Origin of the sequence: Cetobacterium somerae ATCC BAA-474, assembly GCF_000479045.1 — a bacterium.
Lineage (GTDB): Bacteria > Fusobacteriota > Fusobacteriia > Fusobacteriales > Fusobacteriaceae > Cetobacterium_A > Cetobacterium_A somerae.
On the sequence record NZ_KI518144.1, the window covers coordinates 1 to 14013 of the forward strand.

The window sequence follows — 14013 nt, forward strand, 5'->3', positions numbered from 1 at the left end:
TTTTTTAAAACTTCTATTATAGTGATAGTTATATTTTTTATAAATAAATTGTATTTAAATTTTATATTGTATTTTTTTAAAAAATCGAGGTATTAACAATATTAACAAGCAATCAAATTTTTTTAACTAATTATTAAAGTCATTTTAAAAATATAAAGTGTGGAGGTTTTAAATTATGTTAAATCAAGAGATTTTCAATGCTATGACTATTAAGTTAACTGCCTATGATATTCCTTTAGAAGTACCTAAATTTGATCCTAAAATTAGAAGAGCTCCTAAAAGAGTTGTACATTTAGAAAAAGATGAAATTGCATTAGCGTTAAAAAATGCTTTAAGATATATTCCAGAAGAGTTTCATGAAATGTTAGCTCCTGAATTTTTAGAAGAGCTTCATACTCATGGTAGAATATATGGGTATAGATTTAGACCTACAGGAAATATTCATGGAAAACCAATATTTGAATATGAAGGAAAATGTACTGATGCTAAGGCAATTCAAGTTATGATAGATAATAATTTAGATTTTGACATAGCTCTTTATCCATATGAGCTTGTCACTTATGGTGAAACAGGACAAGTTTGTCAAAACTGGATGCAATATAGATTAATTAAAAAATATCTTGAAAATATAACAATGGATCAAACTTTAGTTGTAGCTTCTGGACATCCAACAGGGTTATTTAAATCTCATCCTTCAGCACCTAGGGTTATAATAACTAATGGACTTATGATTGGAGCTTTTGATGATTATGATAACTGGGCAAGAGGTGCCGCTCTTGGAGTAGCTAACTATGGTCAGATGACTGCAGGAGGATGGATGTATATTGGTCCTCAAGGAATAGTTCATGGTACATATTCTACAATTTTAAACGCTGGAAGACTTTTCTGTGGGGTTCCTGCTGATGGAGATTTATCTGGAAAATTATTTGTAACATCAGGACTTGGAGGAATGAGTGGAGCTCAAGGAAAAGCTACGGTTATAGCTAAAGGAGTTTCTATAATTGCAGAAGTTGATTTATCTAGGATTCAAACTAGATTAGAACAGGGTTGGATAAATAAATTTGTTTCAACTCCTAAAGAAGCTTTTGATTTAGCTAAAGAAAAAATGGATTCAAAAACTCCATATGCTATAGCTTATTTAGGAAACATAGTAGACTTATTAGAATATGCAGATGCAAATAACATTCGTATAGATTTGTTATCTGATCAAACATCTTGTCATGCTGTTTACGATGGTGGATATTGTCCTGTTGGAATAACATTTGAAGAAAGAACAAGATTACTAGCAGAAGATAGAGAAACTTTTAGAAAACTAGTTGATGAAACATTAAGAAGACACTATAATGTAATAAAAAATTTAACTAATAAAGGTGTTTATTTCTTTGATTATGGAAATAGTTTCCTAAAATCTATCTACGATATTGGAGTTAAAGAGATATCAAAAAATGGAAGAGATGATAAAGGTGGATTTATATTCCCATCATATGTTGAAGATATTTTAGGCCCAGAACTATTTGATTATGGATATGGACCATTTAGATGGGTTTGTCTATCAGGAAAAAAAGAGGATCTTTTAAAAACTGATGCAGCAGCTCTTGAATTAGTTAATCCAAACAGAAGATATCAAGATAGAGATAACTACATGTGGATTAAAGATGCAGATGAAAATGGACTTGTTGTAGGAACACAAGCTAGAATATTCTATCAAGATGCTATGAGTAGAACTCAAATAGCTTTAAAATTTAATGATATGGTTAGAAAAGGTGAGATAGGACCAGTTATGTTAGGACGTGATCATCATGATGTTTCAGGAACAGATTCACCATTTAGAGAAACATCAAATATAAAAGATGGAAGTAACATTATGGCTGATATGGCAACACAATGTTTTGCTGGAAACGCAGCTAGAGGAATGACTATGATAGCTCTACATAATGGTGGAGGAGTAGGAATAGGTAAATCAATTAATGGTGGATTTGGAATGGTTTTAGATGGAAGTAAAAGAGTAGATGATATTTTATCTCAAGCAATGCCATGGGATGTAATGGGAGGAGTTGCAAGAAGAGCTTGGGCAAGAAACCCACACTCTATTGAAACTGTTATAGAGTTTAATAAAAATAATGAAGGAACAGACCATATAACTTTACCATATATTGTAAATGAAAGCTTAATCGAAAAATTAGTAAAATAAAAAATTAAATTTAAAATTAGGAGAAGATAAAATATGTACTGGAGTGGAAGAATAGATGGCGATAAATTAGATGTTCTTCGTATACATCAAGTTGTTAATGTTATGGATTTAGATGAGTTACTTAAAATTGATTTGAAAGAGAAAAAAGTTTGTTTTGTGAGTTTTAATTCTGATGAGGGAGTTAGAAGAAATTCAGGAAGATTAGGAGCAAAAGATGGATGGATTCATGTAAAAAAGGCTTTATCAGGATTCCCAATTTTTAGAGAAGATTTAAAGTTTTATGATTTAAAGGATCCTATAGAAGTTGTAAATCATGACTTGGAATCAGCTCATACAAAGATGGCTAAAATAGTATCTTCTTTAAAAGAAAGAGGTTTTCTTGTCGTAGTTCTTGGAGGAGGTCATGATATAGCTTTTGCAAATTATTCTGGAATTTTAGACTATGCTTTAAAAAAAGAAGATAGCCCAAAGATTGGAATAATAAATTTCGATGCTCATTTTGATATGAGAGAGTATATAAATGGTAGAAATTCTGGAACTATGTTTTTACAAATAGCTGATATTTGTGAAGAAAAAAAATTGAATTTTGACTACAATGTTTTCGGTATTCAGAAATTTTCAAATACTAAAAGACTTTTTGATAGAGCAGATAAGCTAGGAGTTAAATATTATTTTGCTGAAGAGATTAGAACTATTCCAAGCGACGATCTTTATTCAATTTTAAAAAGAAATGATTATATACATTTAACTTTATGTACAGATGTATTTCATATAACTTCAGCTCCGGGAGTAAGTGCACCACAAACTTTTGGTGTTAATCCAAGAAATGCTTTACCTCTTTTAAAAACAATTGCAAGATATTCAAAAAACTTAACAATAGATGTAGCTGAAATTAATCCAACGTTTGATTATGATGATAGAACATCTAGGTTAATGGCAAACATAATATACGAATTAATTCTTTGTCATTTTGAATAAAATACTAAAAAAATCTCTCCAAATATAATATATTTTGGAGGTTGAAGATGAATTTAAAGCAATTAAAATTTGTAAAAATAAACCCAGCAGGAAATATAACATTACTTTATGATATAAGAAATATAAATAAAGATGATATTCAGAAAATTTCAAAAATTTCTATGGGGAATTTAAATTTGTATGCAGAACAAGTTGGGTTTATTAATGATACACACCTTCAAATGATGGGAGGAGAGTTTTGTGGAAATGCTTGTCGATCATTTGCAGCTTATTTAGCATTTTGTGATATAAATTTCCAAAGAGAAAAAAATTATAAAATAACTTGTTCAGGTGAAGATTTAGAGTTAAATATAGATGTTAGATCTTCAAAAATAGATAATGTATTTTTCTCCAAAATTAAAATGCCAAAAAATATTTCTATCCAAACAGTAAAGTTAGAGTTACAGAAAAGTGAGATTATAGAAATATGTGAAGTTATTTTCCAAGGAATAGTTCATTTTGTAATAGAATTAAATACAGATAAGAAAGTTATAAATAGAATTAGAGATTATTGTGAAAAGAAAAAATATTCGGCTTTTGGAGTGATGTTTTTTAATTATAAAACTATGCATATGAAACCATATGTAGAAGTTCAAGGATTTAACGGAGTTTGGGAAAATAGCTGTGGGTCAGGAACAACTGCAGTTGGATATTATTTAAAAAAATATAAAAATATAGATTTTGCAAAAATTATTCAACCAGGAGGTTGGTTAGAAGTTTCTCATGAAAATAATGAAGTTTTTATAGATGGTCCTGTTGAAATAGTTGCTGAAGGTACTTCTTATATAAATATATAAAAACTAGAGAGGAGAAAACTCCTCTCTAGTTTTTATTTTGAAATTTTATTTAAAAAATTTATTATGATATTAATAACTTTAGGTTGACACCAATGAAAATCACCATGTCCAGCTCCTTTTATAAGGTATCTTTCAGCTTGAATATTATTTTCAATTAAAGATTGATATAATAGATCACTTTGACTAGGTGACACAAGCATATCTACAGTTCCATGCATTAATAAAAATGGTGGTGTTTTACTTGAGATATATGTTATTGGATTAGCTTTCTTAGCTTTTTCAAAATCAGCATTGACAGATCCGCCCTCTTTAAAAACAGAAACACCATTTAAAAATATAGCTTCTGGAGAAGATGGAGAGTTATGAGTTTTTTGAATAATACTAGAAAAATCAGCTGCTATTTTTGTTAAGTCTGAAATTCCATATAAATCAACGACGCCATTTATTAAACTATTTTCATTTAGATAATCACCTTTATCAAAATCTATAGAACCATTAGTTGTTCCAGTAATTGCAGCTAAATATCCTCCAGCAGACTCTCCCATTACAATAACTTTATTTTTATCAATATTAAATTGTTCAGCATGAGCTTTTAAATATCTTATGGCAGATTTTATATCTATTAGTGAATCAGGAAATTTACCTATTGGAAGAACTCTGTATTCTACACTAGCTACAACAAATCCACTTTCGGCTATAGTAACTTTTTGTTGAATGTAATTAGCTTTAGGCGAACGCATAAAACCACCACCAGGAATATAAATAACCAAAGGTAATTTTTTATTTTCTATTTCAGGTTTTAAAATATCTAATTTTAAATTTGTTATACCAAAGTATGGATCATAGGGTTGAGAGTACGAAATATCTGTATAAACTACAATTTTTGGTTTTACAGTTTCAATTTCAATTAATTGGCTTTCTGTTTTCATAATGCCCTCCTAAATATTTAAAGTTATATTAAATAATATATTTAGAAAATTATAAATTCCTTTAAATTATTGACAAGATATCTAATGGTTGATTTAAAATGAAATCAGCTGTTATTTCAGAAATATCGATTGTTCCCCAAGAAGCTAGAGCAAATTTCATACCAGCTTTTTTACTAGCTATCTCATCAGCTATGGTATCACCAACATATATAATATTTTCTGGATTTAAATTTAAAAGCTTTGCTCCTAAAAGTAATGGCTCAGGATTAGGTTTATGAAGAGCGGTATCTTCTGCAAGAATAGCACAGTTAATATATTTATCTAGTTTTGTAGGAATAAAATCAATTTCATATTGTTTTTTCATTTTAGAACTAGCTATTCCTATTTTAATTCCTTTTTCATATAAAATTTTGAAAACTTCATTAAATCCATCGTATAAAACTGCACCTTCTTCAAATTCATTAACATATTTAACCCATTTATCATAAGATGCTTCAATATTATTAAAGCCAAGCATTTTAATAGTTTGTTTACCAGGATATGCACAGTATTTGAGAAGATTATCATAAGAGATTTCTTTTCCAAATTCTTCTAAAATTAACTTTTGTAATGGAATTATGTTCATTTTTTGAGTATTCAAAATAGTTCCATCTAAATCAAAAAGAATGCCTTTAATAGTATTTTTCATATAAACTCCTTTTTATTATTTTTTCTAAATTTATAGTAACATTCTCTAAAAAAAATTGGAATATATTTTTAATAAAAATAATTTTATATTGACATTTGATGCTCAATATAATAATATCATAAGAACAAAAATTTTAAAGGAGAGTGACTATATGAAGCTTGAAATGAAAAAATCTAACTTAAATGATGGAGTTGATGTTTACAAATTTCTTTGTGATTTAGGAATAGGAGAAAATGGATTTCATATGACCCCTCCAAGTGATGAAATAGAATTCAAAGAGTTATTAAAAAAATTTTTAAAAGATTCAGAGGAAATTCAGCCAATAGGGCGAGTAATGCAAGAAATATATTGGATGTATATTGATAATGAAATTGTAGGAATATTAAAATTAAGACCTCAATTGAATGGAAATTTATTAATAAATGGTGGAAATATGGGTATTAGTATTTCTCCAAAATTTAGAGGGAATGGATATGGTAAATTAATTATAAAAAAAGGAGTAGAGCTTCTGAAAGAAAAAGGTGTTTATAAAGTTTTAATAACAATTTATGAAAATAATATACCTTCTAGAAAAGCTGTAGAGAGTAATGGAGGAATATTGTATGATATTAATGAAGGCCTTTGTAGGTATTGGATAGATAATACAGTAGATATAGATAAGGAACAACTATAATTAAATATTTGGAGGACGAGTTTTGAAAATTAATATTAAACGAATTATGAGCGACTTAGAAATTTTAAACACATTTAACACTACTCCCAAAAATGGCTGTAGTAGATATTCTTTTACTATTGAAGATACAAGAGCAAAGGAATACTTGATGGGTGAAATGAAAGCTATTGGTATGGAAGTTTGGTTTGATGGTATTGGAAACTTACATGGGCTTTTAAAAGGAAGTGGAGATAATAAAAAGATTGTTTTAAGTGGTTCACATATAGATACTGTTGCAAATGGAGGGAAATATGATGGGAACCTCGGAGTAATTGGTGCTCTTGAAGTTGCTAGAATACTTTCTAAGAGTGAAGCGAAAATTTATAATGATTATCAAGTTTCAATTTTTGTTGAAGAAGAAGGACCTCATTTTGGTACTAATTTAATAGGAAGCAAAGCTTTTTGTAAAAAATTTTCTACAGCTCATAGTAAGAAAATTAAAGATTCAGATGGAAATTCAATGTATGAAGTTATGAAAACAGCAGGATATAATCCAGAGGATATAGATAAGATCTCATTTGATTCTAATAAGTTTAAAGCTATGATTGAACTTCATATAGAACAAGGGAGAGTATTAGATTTAGAAAATAAATCCCTTGGAATAGTTAAAGGTATTGTTGGATTAAAATGGTTTAAGATAATAATAAAAGGTGAATCTAATCATGCAGGAGCTACACCTATGAAGTATAGATTAGATCCTGTAGCAGAAGGATGTAAGTTAATTTCAGAGATACCAAATATTGTAAAATCTATGGATGATAGTTCAATAGTAGCAACTGTTGGAAAAATAAATATATTTCCGAACCAAACTAATATAATTGCTAAATTTATAGAGTTCACAATAGATTTAAGAGGAATTGATGAGGAAAATTTATTAACTGTAATAGATGTAATAGGTAGCCAATTAGATGAATTAAAAGAAAAAGGTTTCTATTGTGAAATTGAACAAATAGCTGAAGCAAGGGGAGTAAAGTCTAGTTTAGATATTTTAGATATAATAGAAAATACTATAAAAATAAGAAAATATAATTATACAAAGCTTTATAGTGGAGCTAATCATGATACAAGTATTTTAGGACAACATATTCCATCAGCGATGATATTTGTACCTAGTATAGATGGCAGAAGTCATTGTAAAGAAGAATTAACTAAAGAAAAAGATGTAGAAGCAGGATGTCAAATATTATGCGATACAATTGTTGAATTATTAAAAAAATAAAAATACACGGAATATTCCGTGTATTTTTATTTTAACTTAAAAAATCCAAAGTATATTGAGCATATAAAGCCGTACCAATTTCTAGAGAATCTTCATCTATTGCAAATTTTTCATGGTGATGAGGATAATTAGCATCTTTAGATGGGTTTCCAGCTCCAACAAAAGCTAAGACTCCAGGGACTTTCTCTAAGAAATAGCAGAAATCTTCTCCACCAGTAATTTTTTCCATTTTTAAAATTCCATCTCTTCCAAGAATAGTTTCAACAGATTTTAAAGCAATTTTTGAACAATTTTCATCATTTATACAAGGAGCAGTTCCATATGTATAATTAACTTGACCAGAAGCTCTATATGTATCACAAGTTCCCTTTGTAACTCTTTCTAAAATTGATTTAAAATTATTTCTAATTTCAGGATTAAAAGTACGAGTTGTTCCTTTTAAAATAGCCTGGTTTGCAATAACATTAAATCGTGTTCCTGAATGGAAAGATCCAACAGTTACAACACCAGATTCTAAAGGACTTATCTCTCTACTTACAATTGATTGTAAATTCATAATTAAAGCTGAACCAACAACAACGGCATCAATAGTTTGATGTGGGAGCGATCCATGCCCACCTTTACCGTTTACAACAATTTCAAATATATCTGCTGATGCCATTCTAGTACCAGCTTCTACAGAAACTTTACCACAAGGAAGATCACTCCATAAATGAATTGCAAAACATCCATCTGCATTATCAATAGGTTCCTCTTCAAGCATTTTTAAAGCTCCTTGTGCAATTTCTTCTGCAGGTTGGAAAAAAAGTCTAACTTCACCAGCTAAAGTATCTTTTATTTCATTTAATACTTTAGCTGCTCCTAAAAGCATTGCAGAATGTCCATCATGACCACATGCATGCATCATGCCAATATTTGTAGAACAATACTCTACACCAGTGCATTCTTGAACTTGTAGGGCATCCATATCTGCTCTTAAAATAATTTTTTTACCTTTTTTATCTTTATTTATAAATCCAACTACGCCAGTACCTGCAATTACTTTAAATGGAATCCCCATTTTTGTTAATTCTTCTTGAATTCTCTTAGATGTTCTAAATTCTTGAAAACTTGGTTCAGGATATTTATGAAACTCCCTTCTCATGTTAATAATATAATTTTTATTTTGTTCTACAAGTTTTTTAATCATTTTTTATCCTCCTTATAGTAATTTTACAAATATTCCAGCTATAATAACAGAAACAATAGTTACAGAAACAAAGCCTCCAACTAACATTTTTGGTAACATAGCATCAATTAAAAACTGTTTTTCCTCTTCTGTTTCTCCTAGAGATTTAGCTGCTTCAACTGTTAAAGCATAATTTGCAGGAAATCCATATAAGGCATTTAAAGATATGGCACATGACATTGGAGAAGATTCTTTTAAAATTTTACCAACTATAAATGAAAATATTAACATTCCAACAACACCAAATCCAATAATACCTATGAAAGGAATCAAAAGAGTTTGAAGCATTTCAGGAGTGGCTTTAGATAATCCGCCAAATATAAAAGCCATTAGACCGGTCATATAAAATCCAAAAGTTCCAGATACATTTAAAGGTTTTCTTTCAATAAAGCCACTTTCAGCACCAATTACTCCAGCAAATAAACAGATAACATATCTAGAAACAACTTCGTTAATAGCTTCTGTAAATAAAATTGCACCTCCAACTAAAAGAGCTAATTTTAAAAGAACAATATAAGTTGTTTGATATTCTTTTGGTAGAGGCGGAATCAATCGCTTAGTTTCCTCTTCTTCAATCTCTTTTTTATCAAGATTAATAGCTTCTCCTTTTCTAAATTTTTTCAAAAGACTTGTTCCTTCTAATCTTAGAACAAAAGCAGTTAAAGGATAACCTATAAATCCTTGCATAACATACATAACAACAGCTAAAACAGCAAGTTTAGGTAATCCTTTAGCAGTTGCAGCCTCAGACATAATAATTGAGGCAACCACCCCTCCACTAAGGGGTGGAGTTGCAATAACTAACATTTCCCAAGGAAAAAATAGTTTTCCTAAAACTAAAGTTCCAAAACAAATTCCCAATATTCCAAAAATAGCTATTGAAAATGACTTCCATTGTCTAATAAGTTCTTTTAAGCTTAACATAGTTCCTAAATGTGTAACAAGAAAAAGCATAGAACTTATAATAATTGGAGTTACGAATCCAGCTATTTCAAGAATATTTTCTGGAAATATTGTCCAATAACCAATTAAAAAAACAATAGCAGTAATAAAAACGGATGGAACAATAGCTTTAGTTTTTATAGAAATTATTTCACCAATAGCTAGAGCTCCCAAAACACAAATAATCGCTGTAATTAAATTCATAAAAAATCTCCTCCAAATAGTACCAAATAAAAAATATATTATTAAATTTTAAGATGTATTCAAAATAAAAGGAAGGTAAGTATTTTCAACGAATAGATAAAGAAAAGTATGTCTTTTTATTTTAAAATTTTTTAAGCTTCGGAGGTAGATATGAAAAAAAAATTAAAGTTATTTTCATTAATAACAATATTTTTTATTATTTTTAGAAATGGATTTGCAAGTGAAAAAATATATTCTCAAGGAAATAGTAAAATTAAAAAGATAGCTTTAACTTTTGATGATGGACCGAATGATACTTCTCTTCCAAAAGTTTTAGATTTATTAAAAGAAGAAAAGATAAAAGCATCCTTTTTTTTCATAGGAAAAAATATTTCAGATAGAAAATTAGAAGTTGAAAGAGTTCATAAGGAAGGTCATTTAGTTTTAAATCATAGTTATACACATTCAAATTTTGATAAGGCATCTCAAGAACTTATAATATCTGAAATAGAAAAAACAAATAAAACAATAAATGATATTATAGGTGTGACTCCAAAGTTATATAGACCACCATATGGTATAATTACAGAAAATGTAAAAATAGCTGTTAAAAATCTAGATATGAATATAGTTCTTTGGAATGTAGATGGAGAGGATTGGAATACAAAGAGATCATTAGATTACGTAGTAAATACTCAAGAAAAAGAAACAAAAAATGGAAGTATTATTCTTATGCATACACAACCAGATAAAGATACATCATATGAAGCTTTGAAAAAATTAATTCCATATTATAGAAGTAAAGGATATGAATTTGTGAAACTTGATGAATTGTTAAATATAGAGCCGTATAAAAGTTTAAAATAAAAAAGGATAAAATTCTAAATGAATTTTATCCTTTTTTTTATTGCATACTTGAAGTCATTAAAAATGTCATTGAAAGAAACCAAATAATCATACCAATAACTATCATAACCAAAGAAGCAATTAAAAAATTTTTTAAATTTTGATTAGTTTTATCAGAAACTAGCCATTTAATCCACATAATTATATTTACAATAGGAATCATCATAATTATTTGAATTATAATCCAATCTCTGACAGTCAACACTTTTTCGTTATCTTTTATATCCATTTTGAAGAGAGATATTTTGACAAATATTCTCTCACTCACCTCCATAATATATAGTTTATATTAAGATTATACAGTTAAACATAGCTATTTCCTTTAAGTTTAGAAAAAAATAAGCATCAAGACAAAATCTTGATGCTTGACTTTATAATTAGTTAGCAACTGTTTCAACTATTTCTTCAGTTGATACAATTTCAGAGTTTGGAATTATAACATCTCCACTTGTTTCTTCATTTACATCTGCTGCAACAGATTGTTCAATAGCTTCAATAGCACTATTAGTAGGAACTTTTTCAATAACAGTAGTCTGTTCAACTATAACTTCTTGTGTAGAAACTTCTTCTTTTTCTTTTCCACACGCTGCAAAAATTGTTAGTATTGCTAAAGATAATAAAATTTTTTTCATTTAGAACTCCTTTTGTTGTTAAATTTACGATATATTCTACAACTATTTTAAGAAATTGTATATTTGAAATTTTAGATCAAAAGTTTTGGTATAATTTTTCAACTTTATAATCTGTTCAATTGTTTACAATCATAACAAATAAAAATTAGTTTGATTTTTTATGGAACAAAAGTTATACTACTAATAGTAAGATTAAAAAATTGGACATAAAAGTTTAATCAAAATAATTAGGGGGATACAAAATGTTAGATGGATTACAATCTATTTTTAATACATTGTCAACTGGGGTTGTCGTATTAAATAATAAAGCTGAAGTTAAATTTTTAAATAAGTATATGATGAGTATAATGAAAAAAAAGCATTTAAAAAATCAACAATTAGGGGAACTTTTTGGAAATTTATTTACTTGTATTCATACAGAAGATAGTAATCAAAGATGTGGGGAAACCGAAAATTGTCCTGAATGTCCATTAAGAAAATCTTTAGGAGAAGTCTCTAAAGCTTCTCAAATTGTTGTTTTTGAAAAGGAATTCTACTTATCAGAAGAGCAACAGAAATTAAAAAAATTTTTTGGAATCAGTATGAAACCTGTAGTTGATTCAGACGAAGGTGAGGTATTAATTGAAGTATTTCCAATAAAGCATGATAAAGTTAGTGAATTTTATTTATATTATCAAAATATAGATGAAGTAAATAAAAAAGTATATAGAGATGTTTTAACAGGTTTGTATAATAGAAATTTTTATGAAGAAAAAATATCTAAAATTTATAATAATATGGAGCATCTTAGTGTAATTTTGCTAGATATAGATAATTTCAAAAGTTTAAATGATACAAAAGGTCATATTGAAGGTGATAAAATACTAAAAGCTCTTTCTAAAATAATAAAAGAAACTATTCATTCCGAAAGTTATGCAATAAGAATGGGTGGAGATGAGTTTTTAATTTTAGTAAAAAAAACAAAAGAAGAAGCATTAAATTTAGCTAAAATAATTTTATCAGAATTTGAGACTTTTAATAAAAGTGTAAGTATAGGAGTTGCTGAAAAAAAGATAGAACTAAAAACAATAAATGATTTATATAAAAAAGCAGATATGGCTCTATATACAGCTAAAAAAAATGGTAAAGGAACAATAGTGACAAATTATTAATTAATTTATATTATTTTCTTCAAAATAATGTTATAATAACAGATACACAAAAAATATTATAAATGGAGAAAATATGAAATTTAAAGAATTTAATTTTAAAACAGAAATAATGGCACAAATTGATGCTGTTGGATATAAAGAACCTACCCCAATTCAAGCACAAGCTATCCCAGTAATCTTAGAAGGAAGCGATATTCTTGGATTAGCTAAAACAGGAACAGGAAAAACTGCAGCATTTGTTCTTCCTATTTTAGAAAAAATAGCAACAACAAAAGGAAAAGGAAAAGGTGTAAGAGCTTTGATTATTGCTCCTACTAGAGAACTTGCAGAACAAATTAATAATACTGTTTTACAATTAGGAAAGCAGATTGGGATAAAAAGTTTAGCTGTTTATGGTGGAACATCAGTTAAAAAACAGGTAGACGTTTTAAAGACTGGAGTAGATATTGTTGTAGGGTGTCCTGGAAGAATTCTAGATCATATTAATCAAGGAAATTTAGGATTAACAAGACTTGAATTTTTAGTATTAGATGAAGCTGATCATATGTTAGATATGGGATTTTTAAAAGATATTGAAAAAATTGTAAAACATACTCCTAAAAAGAAGCAAACTCTTTTCTTCTCAGCAACAATGCCAAAAGAAATTAAAACTTTAGCATTTAAAGTTTTAGAAAAGGGACATAAAACAATTGAAGTAGAATACAAAGATCCTGTTAAATTAATTGAGCATGAATTATATCATATAGATCACGATGATAAAAAATCAAAACTTATAGAATTACTTGATGATTCGAGTATAGAATCTGTTATTGTTTTTACAAATGGAAAACACAAAGCTAGACATCTTAGTAAAACATTAGAAGTTAAAGGATTAAAAGCTGTAAATTTTCAAGGTAATTTATCACAAAATCAAAGAGATGCTGCTTTATCTGGTTTTAGAGAAGGAAAATATAATATACTTGTAGCTACTGATATTGCTGCTAGAGGCTTAGATATACCTCAAGTTACTCATGTTATAAACTTTGATTTACCTAAAACGGCTGAAGCATTTACTCATAGAAGTGGAAGAACAGGAAGAGCTAATAAAAATGGTATAGTAATTTCTTTTTCATCATTAGATGATAAAAAGATTTTAACAGAAATTTTAAAATTAAATAAGATAGAATTTGCTAAAGTTCATGGAAATGAGAAAGATTTATCTAAAAAGCCTATAAAAAAATATAATGAAAAACCTACTAATCCTCAAAATAAACCTAAATCTAATAGATTTAAGAAATCTTCAAATAAACAACAAAGCGCAAAAAAATCTTAAAAAAAAAATCTTTCTATTTATTTAGAAAGATTTTTTTTTACAAATCATCTCGTATTATATGTATAATACGAGATGATTTGTAATGAATTTACTAAAGTTTTTTAAT

The 14013-nt window shown here is 27.9% G+C and carries 14 protein-coding genes; 8 read left to right on the plus strand and 6 right to left on the minus strand.

All coding sequences use genetic code 11. The annotated features are described in order from the left end of the window. Positions 1–175 precede the first annotated feature (175 nt). The 3 genes from HMPREF0202_RS06540 to hisR are packed head-to-tail and all read left to right on the plus strand — an operon-like array spanning position 176 to position 4005. Positions 176–2191: a urocanate hydratase gene (locus HMPREF0202_RS06540; RefSeq protein ID WP_023050183.1), complete on the plus strand. Its 2016-nt coding sequence runs from the start codon at positions 176–178 to the stop codon at positions 2189–2191. 33 nt (positions 2192–2224) lie between these two features. Next, positions 2225–3169 carry a formimidoylglutamase gene (gene hutG, locus HMPREF0202_RS06545; RefSeq protein ID WP_023050184.1) on the plus strand — a complete coding sequence of 315 codons (945 nt, stop codon included), beginning with the start codon at positions 2225–2227 and terminating at the stop codon, positions 3167–3169. Between the two features lie 47 nt (positions 3170–3216). Further along, positions 3217–4005 (plus strand): histidine racemase, encoded by a 789-nt coding sequence (gene hisR, locus HMPREF0202_RS06550; RefSeq protein WP_023050185.1) that lies wholly within the window; start codon positions 3217–3219, stop codon positions 4003–4005. 32 nt (positions 4006–4037) lie between these two features. On the opposite strand, the gene HMPREF0202_RS06555 is transcribed toward hisR, so the two are convergent. Beyond that, positions 4038–4934 (minus strand): alpha/beta hydrolase, encoded by an 897-nt coding sequence (locus tag HMPREF0202_RS06555; protein ID WP_023050186.1) that lies wholly within the window; start codon positions 4932–4934, stop codon positions 4038–4040. A 61-nt stretch (positions 4935–4995) separates the two neighbouring features. Then, positions 4996–5622: an HAD family hydrolase gene (locus tag HMPREF0202_RS06560; protein ID WP_023050187.1), complete on the minus strand. Its 627-nt coding sequence runs from the start codon at positions 5620–5622 to the stop codon at positions 4996–4998. Positions 5623–5773: 151 nt separating this feature from the next. Here HMPREF0202_RS06560 and HMPREF0202_RS06565 point away from each other — a divergent pair, with 151 nt between their 5' ends. Together HMPREF0202_RS06565 and HMPREF0202_RS06570 are read left to right on the plus strand one after the other, a co-directional pair. Further along, positions 5774–6295, plus strand: a complete 522-nt coding sequence (locus tag HMPREF0202_RS06565) for a GNAT family N-acetyltransferase (protein WP_040406683.1) — start codon at positions 5774–5776, stop codon at positions 6293–6295. A 22-nt stretch (positions 6296–6317) separates the two neighbouring features. Next, positions 6318–7553, plus strand: coding sequence for a M20 family metallo-hydrolase (locus HMPREF0202_RS06570; protein WP_051364138.1), 1236 nt, complete (start codon positions 6318–6320; stop codon positions 7551–7553). 31 nt (positions 7554–7584) lie between these two features. On the opposite strand, the gene HMPREF0202_RS06575 is transcribed toward HMPREF0202_RS06570, so the two are convergent. Then, positions 7585–8742 (minus strand): M20 family metallopeptidase, encoded by a 1158-nt coding sequence (locus tag HMPREF0202_RS06575; RefSeq protein WP_023050190.1) that lies wholly within the window; start codon positions 8740–8742, stop codon positions 7585–7587. Positions 8743–8754: 12 nt separating this feature from the next. Beyond that, entirely contained in the window at positions 8755–9927 is a 1173-nt protein-coding gene (locus tag HMPREF0202_RS06580) for a hypothetical protein (protein WP_023050191.1), read from the minus strand. A 150-nt stretch (positions 9928–10077) separates the two neighbouring features. On the opposite strand from HMPREF0202_RS06580, the gene HMPREF0202_RS06585 reads away from it, so the two are divergent. After that, the gene (locus tag HMPREF0202_RS06585) at positions 10078–10773 is read left to right on the plus strand and encodes a polysaccharide deacetylase family protein (RefSeq protein WP_023050192.1); all 696 of its coding nucleotides are present in this window, start codon (positions 10078–10080) and stop codon (positions 10771–10773) included. Positions 10774–10810: 37 nt separating this feature from the next. Here the strand turns inward: HMPREF0202_RS06585 and HMPREF0202_RS06590 are convergent, their stop codons facing one another. Continuing rightward, a complete protein-coding gene (locus HMPREF0202_RS06590; protein ID WP_040406685.1) occupies positions 10811–11041 on the minus strand; it encodes a hypothetical protein in 231 nt (76 codons plus the stop codon). A gap of 148 nt (positions 11042–11189) precedes the next feature. Further along, on the minus strand, positions 11190–11444 hold the full coding sequence (locus HMPREF0202_RS06595; protein ID WP_023050194.1) for a hypothetical protein: 255 nt from the start codon (positions 11442–11444) through the stop codon (positions 11190–11192). Positions 11445–11686: 242 nt separating this feature from the next. On the opposite strand from HMPREF0202_RS06595, the gene HMPREF0202_RS14730 reads away from it, so the two are divergent. Together HMPREF0202_RS14730 and HMPREF0202_RS06605 are read left to right on the plus strand one after the other, a co-directional pair. Beyond that, complete coding sequence (locus HMPREF0202_RS14730; protein ID WP_023050195.1) at positions 11687–12595, plus strand: GGDEF domain-containing protein; 909 nt, start codon at positions 11687–11689, stop codon at positions 12593–12595. Positions 12596–12668: 73 nt separating this feature from the next. Then, complete coding sequence (locus HMPREF0202_RS06605) at positions 12669–13907, plus strand: DEAD/DEAH box helicase (RefSeq protein WP_023050196.1); 1239 nt, start codon at positions 12669–12671, stop codon at positions 13905–13907. Positions 13908–14013: the final 106 nt, after the last annotated feature.

What these genes read in the sequence shown, in the direction of transcription:
- hutG (WP_023050184.1), top strand. Translation starts at nt 2,225, where the DNA reads ATGTACTGGAGTGGAAGAATAGATGGCGATAAATTAGATGTTCTTCGT.
- HMPREF0202_RS06590 (WP_040406685.1), bottom strand. Translation starts at nt 11,041, where the DNA reads ATGGATATAAAAGATAACGAAAAAGTGTTGACTGTCAGAGATTGGATT.
- HMPREF0202_RS06580 (WP_023050191.1), bottom strand. Translation starts at nt 9,927, where the DNA reads ATGAATTTAATTACAGCGATTATTTGTGTTTTGGGAGCTCTAGCTATT.
- HMPREF0202_RS14730 (WP_023050195.1), top strand. Translation starts at nt 11,687, where the DNA reads ATGTTAGATGGATTACAATCTATTTTTAATACATTGTCAACTGGGGTT.
- HMPREF0202_RS06560 (WP_023050187.1), bottom strand. Translation starts at nt 5,622, where the DNA reads ATGAAAAATACTATTAAAGGCATTCTTTTTGATTTAGATGGAACTATT.
- HMPREF0202_RS06540 (WP_023050183.1), top strand. Translation starts at nt 176, where the DNA reads ATGTTAAATCAAGAGATTTTCAATGCTATGACTATTAAGTTAACTGCC.
- HMPREF0202_RS06575 (WP_023050190.1), bottom strand. Translation starts at nt 8,742, where the DNA reads ATGATTAAAAAACTTGTAGAACAAAATAAAAATTATATTATTAACATG.
- HMPREF0202_RS06565 (WP_040406683.1), top strand. Translation starts at nt 5,774, where the DNA reads ATGAAGCTTGAAATGAAAAAATCTAACTTAAATGATGGAGTTGATGTT.
- HMPREF0202_RS06605 (WP_023050196.1), top strand. Translation starts at nt 12,669, where the DNA reads ATGAAATTTAAAGAATTTAATTTTAAAACAGAAATAATGGCACAAATT.
- hisR (WP_023050185.1), top strand. Translation starts at nt 3,217, where the DNA reads ATGAATTTAAAGCAATTAAAATTTGTAAAAATAAACCCAGCAGGAAAT.
- HMPREF0202_RS06595 (WP_023050194.1), bottom strand. Translation starts at nt 11,444, where the DNA reads ATGAAAAAAATTTTATTATCTTTAGCAATACTAACAATTTTTGCAGCG.
- HMPREF0202_RS06555 (WP_023050186.1), bottom strand. Translation starts at nt 4,934, where the DNA reads ATGAAAACAGAAAGCCAATTAATTGAAATTGAAACTGTAAAACCAAAA.
- HMPREF0202_RS06585 (WP_023050192.1), top strand. Translation starts at nt 10,078, where the DNA reads ATGAAAAAAAAATTAAAGTTATTTTCATTAATAACAATATTTTTTATT.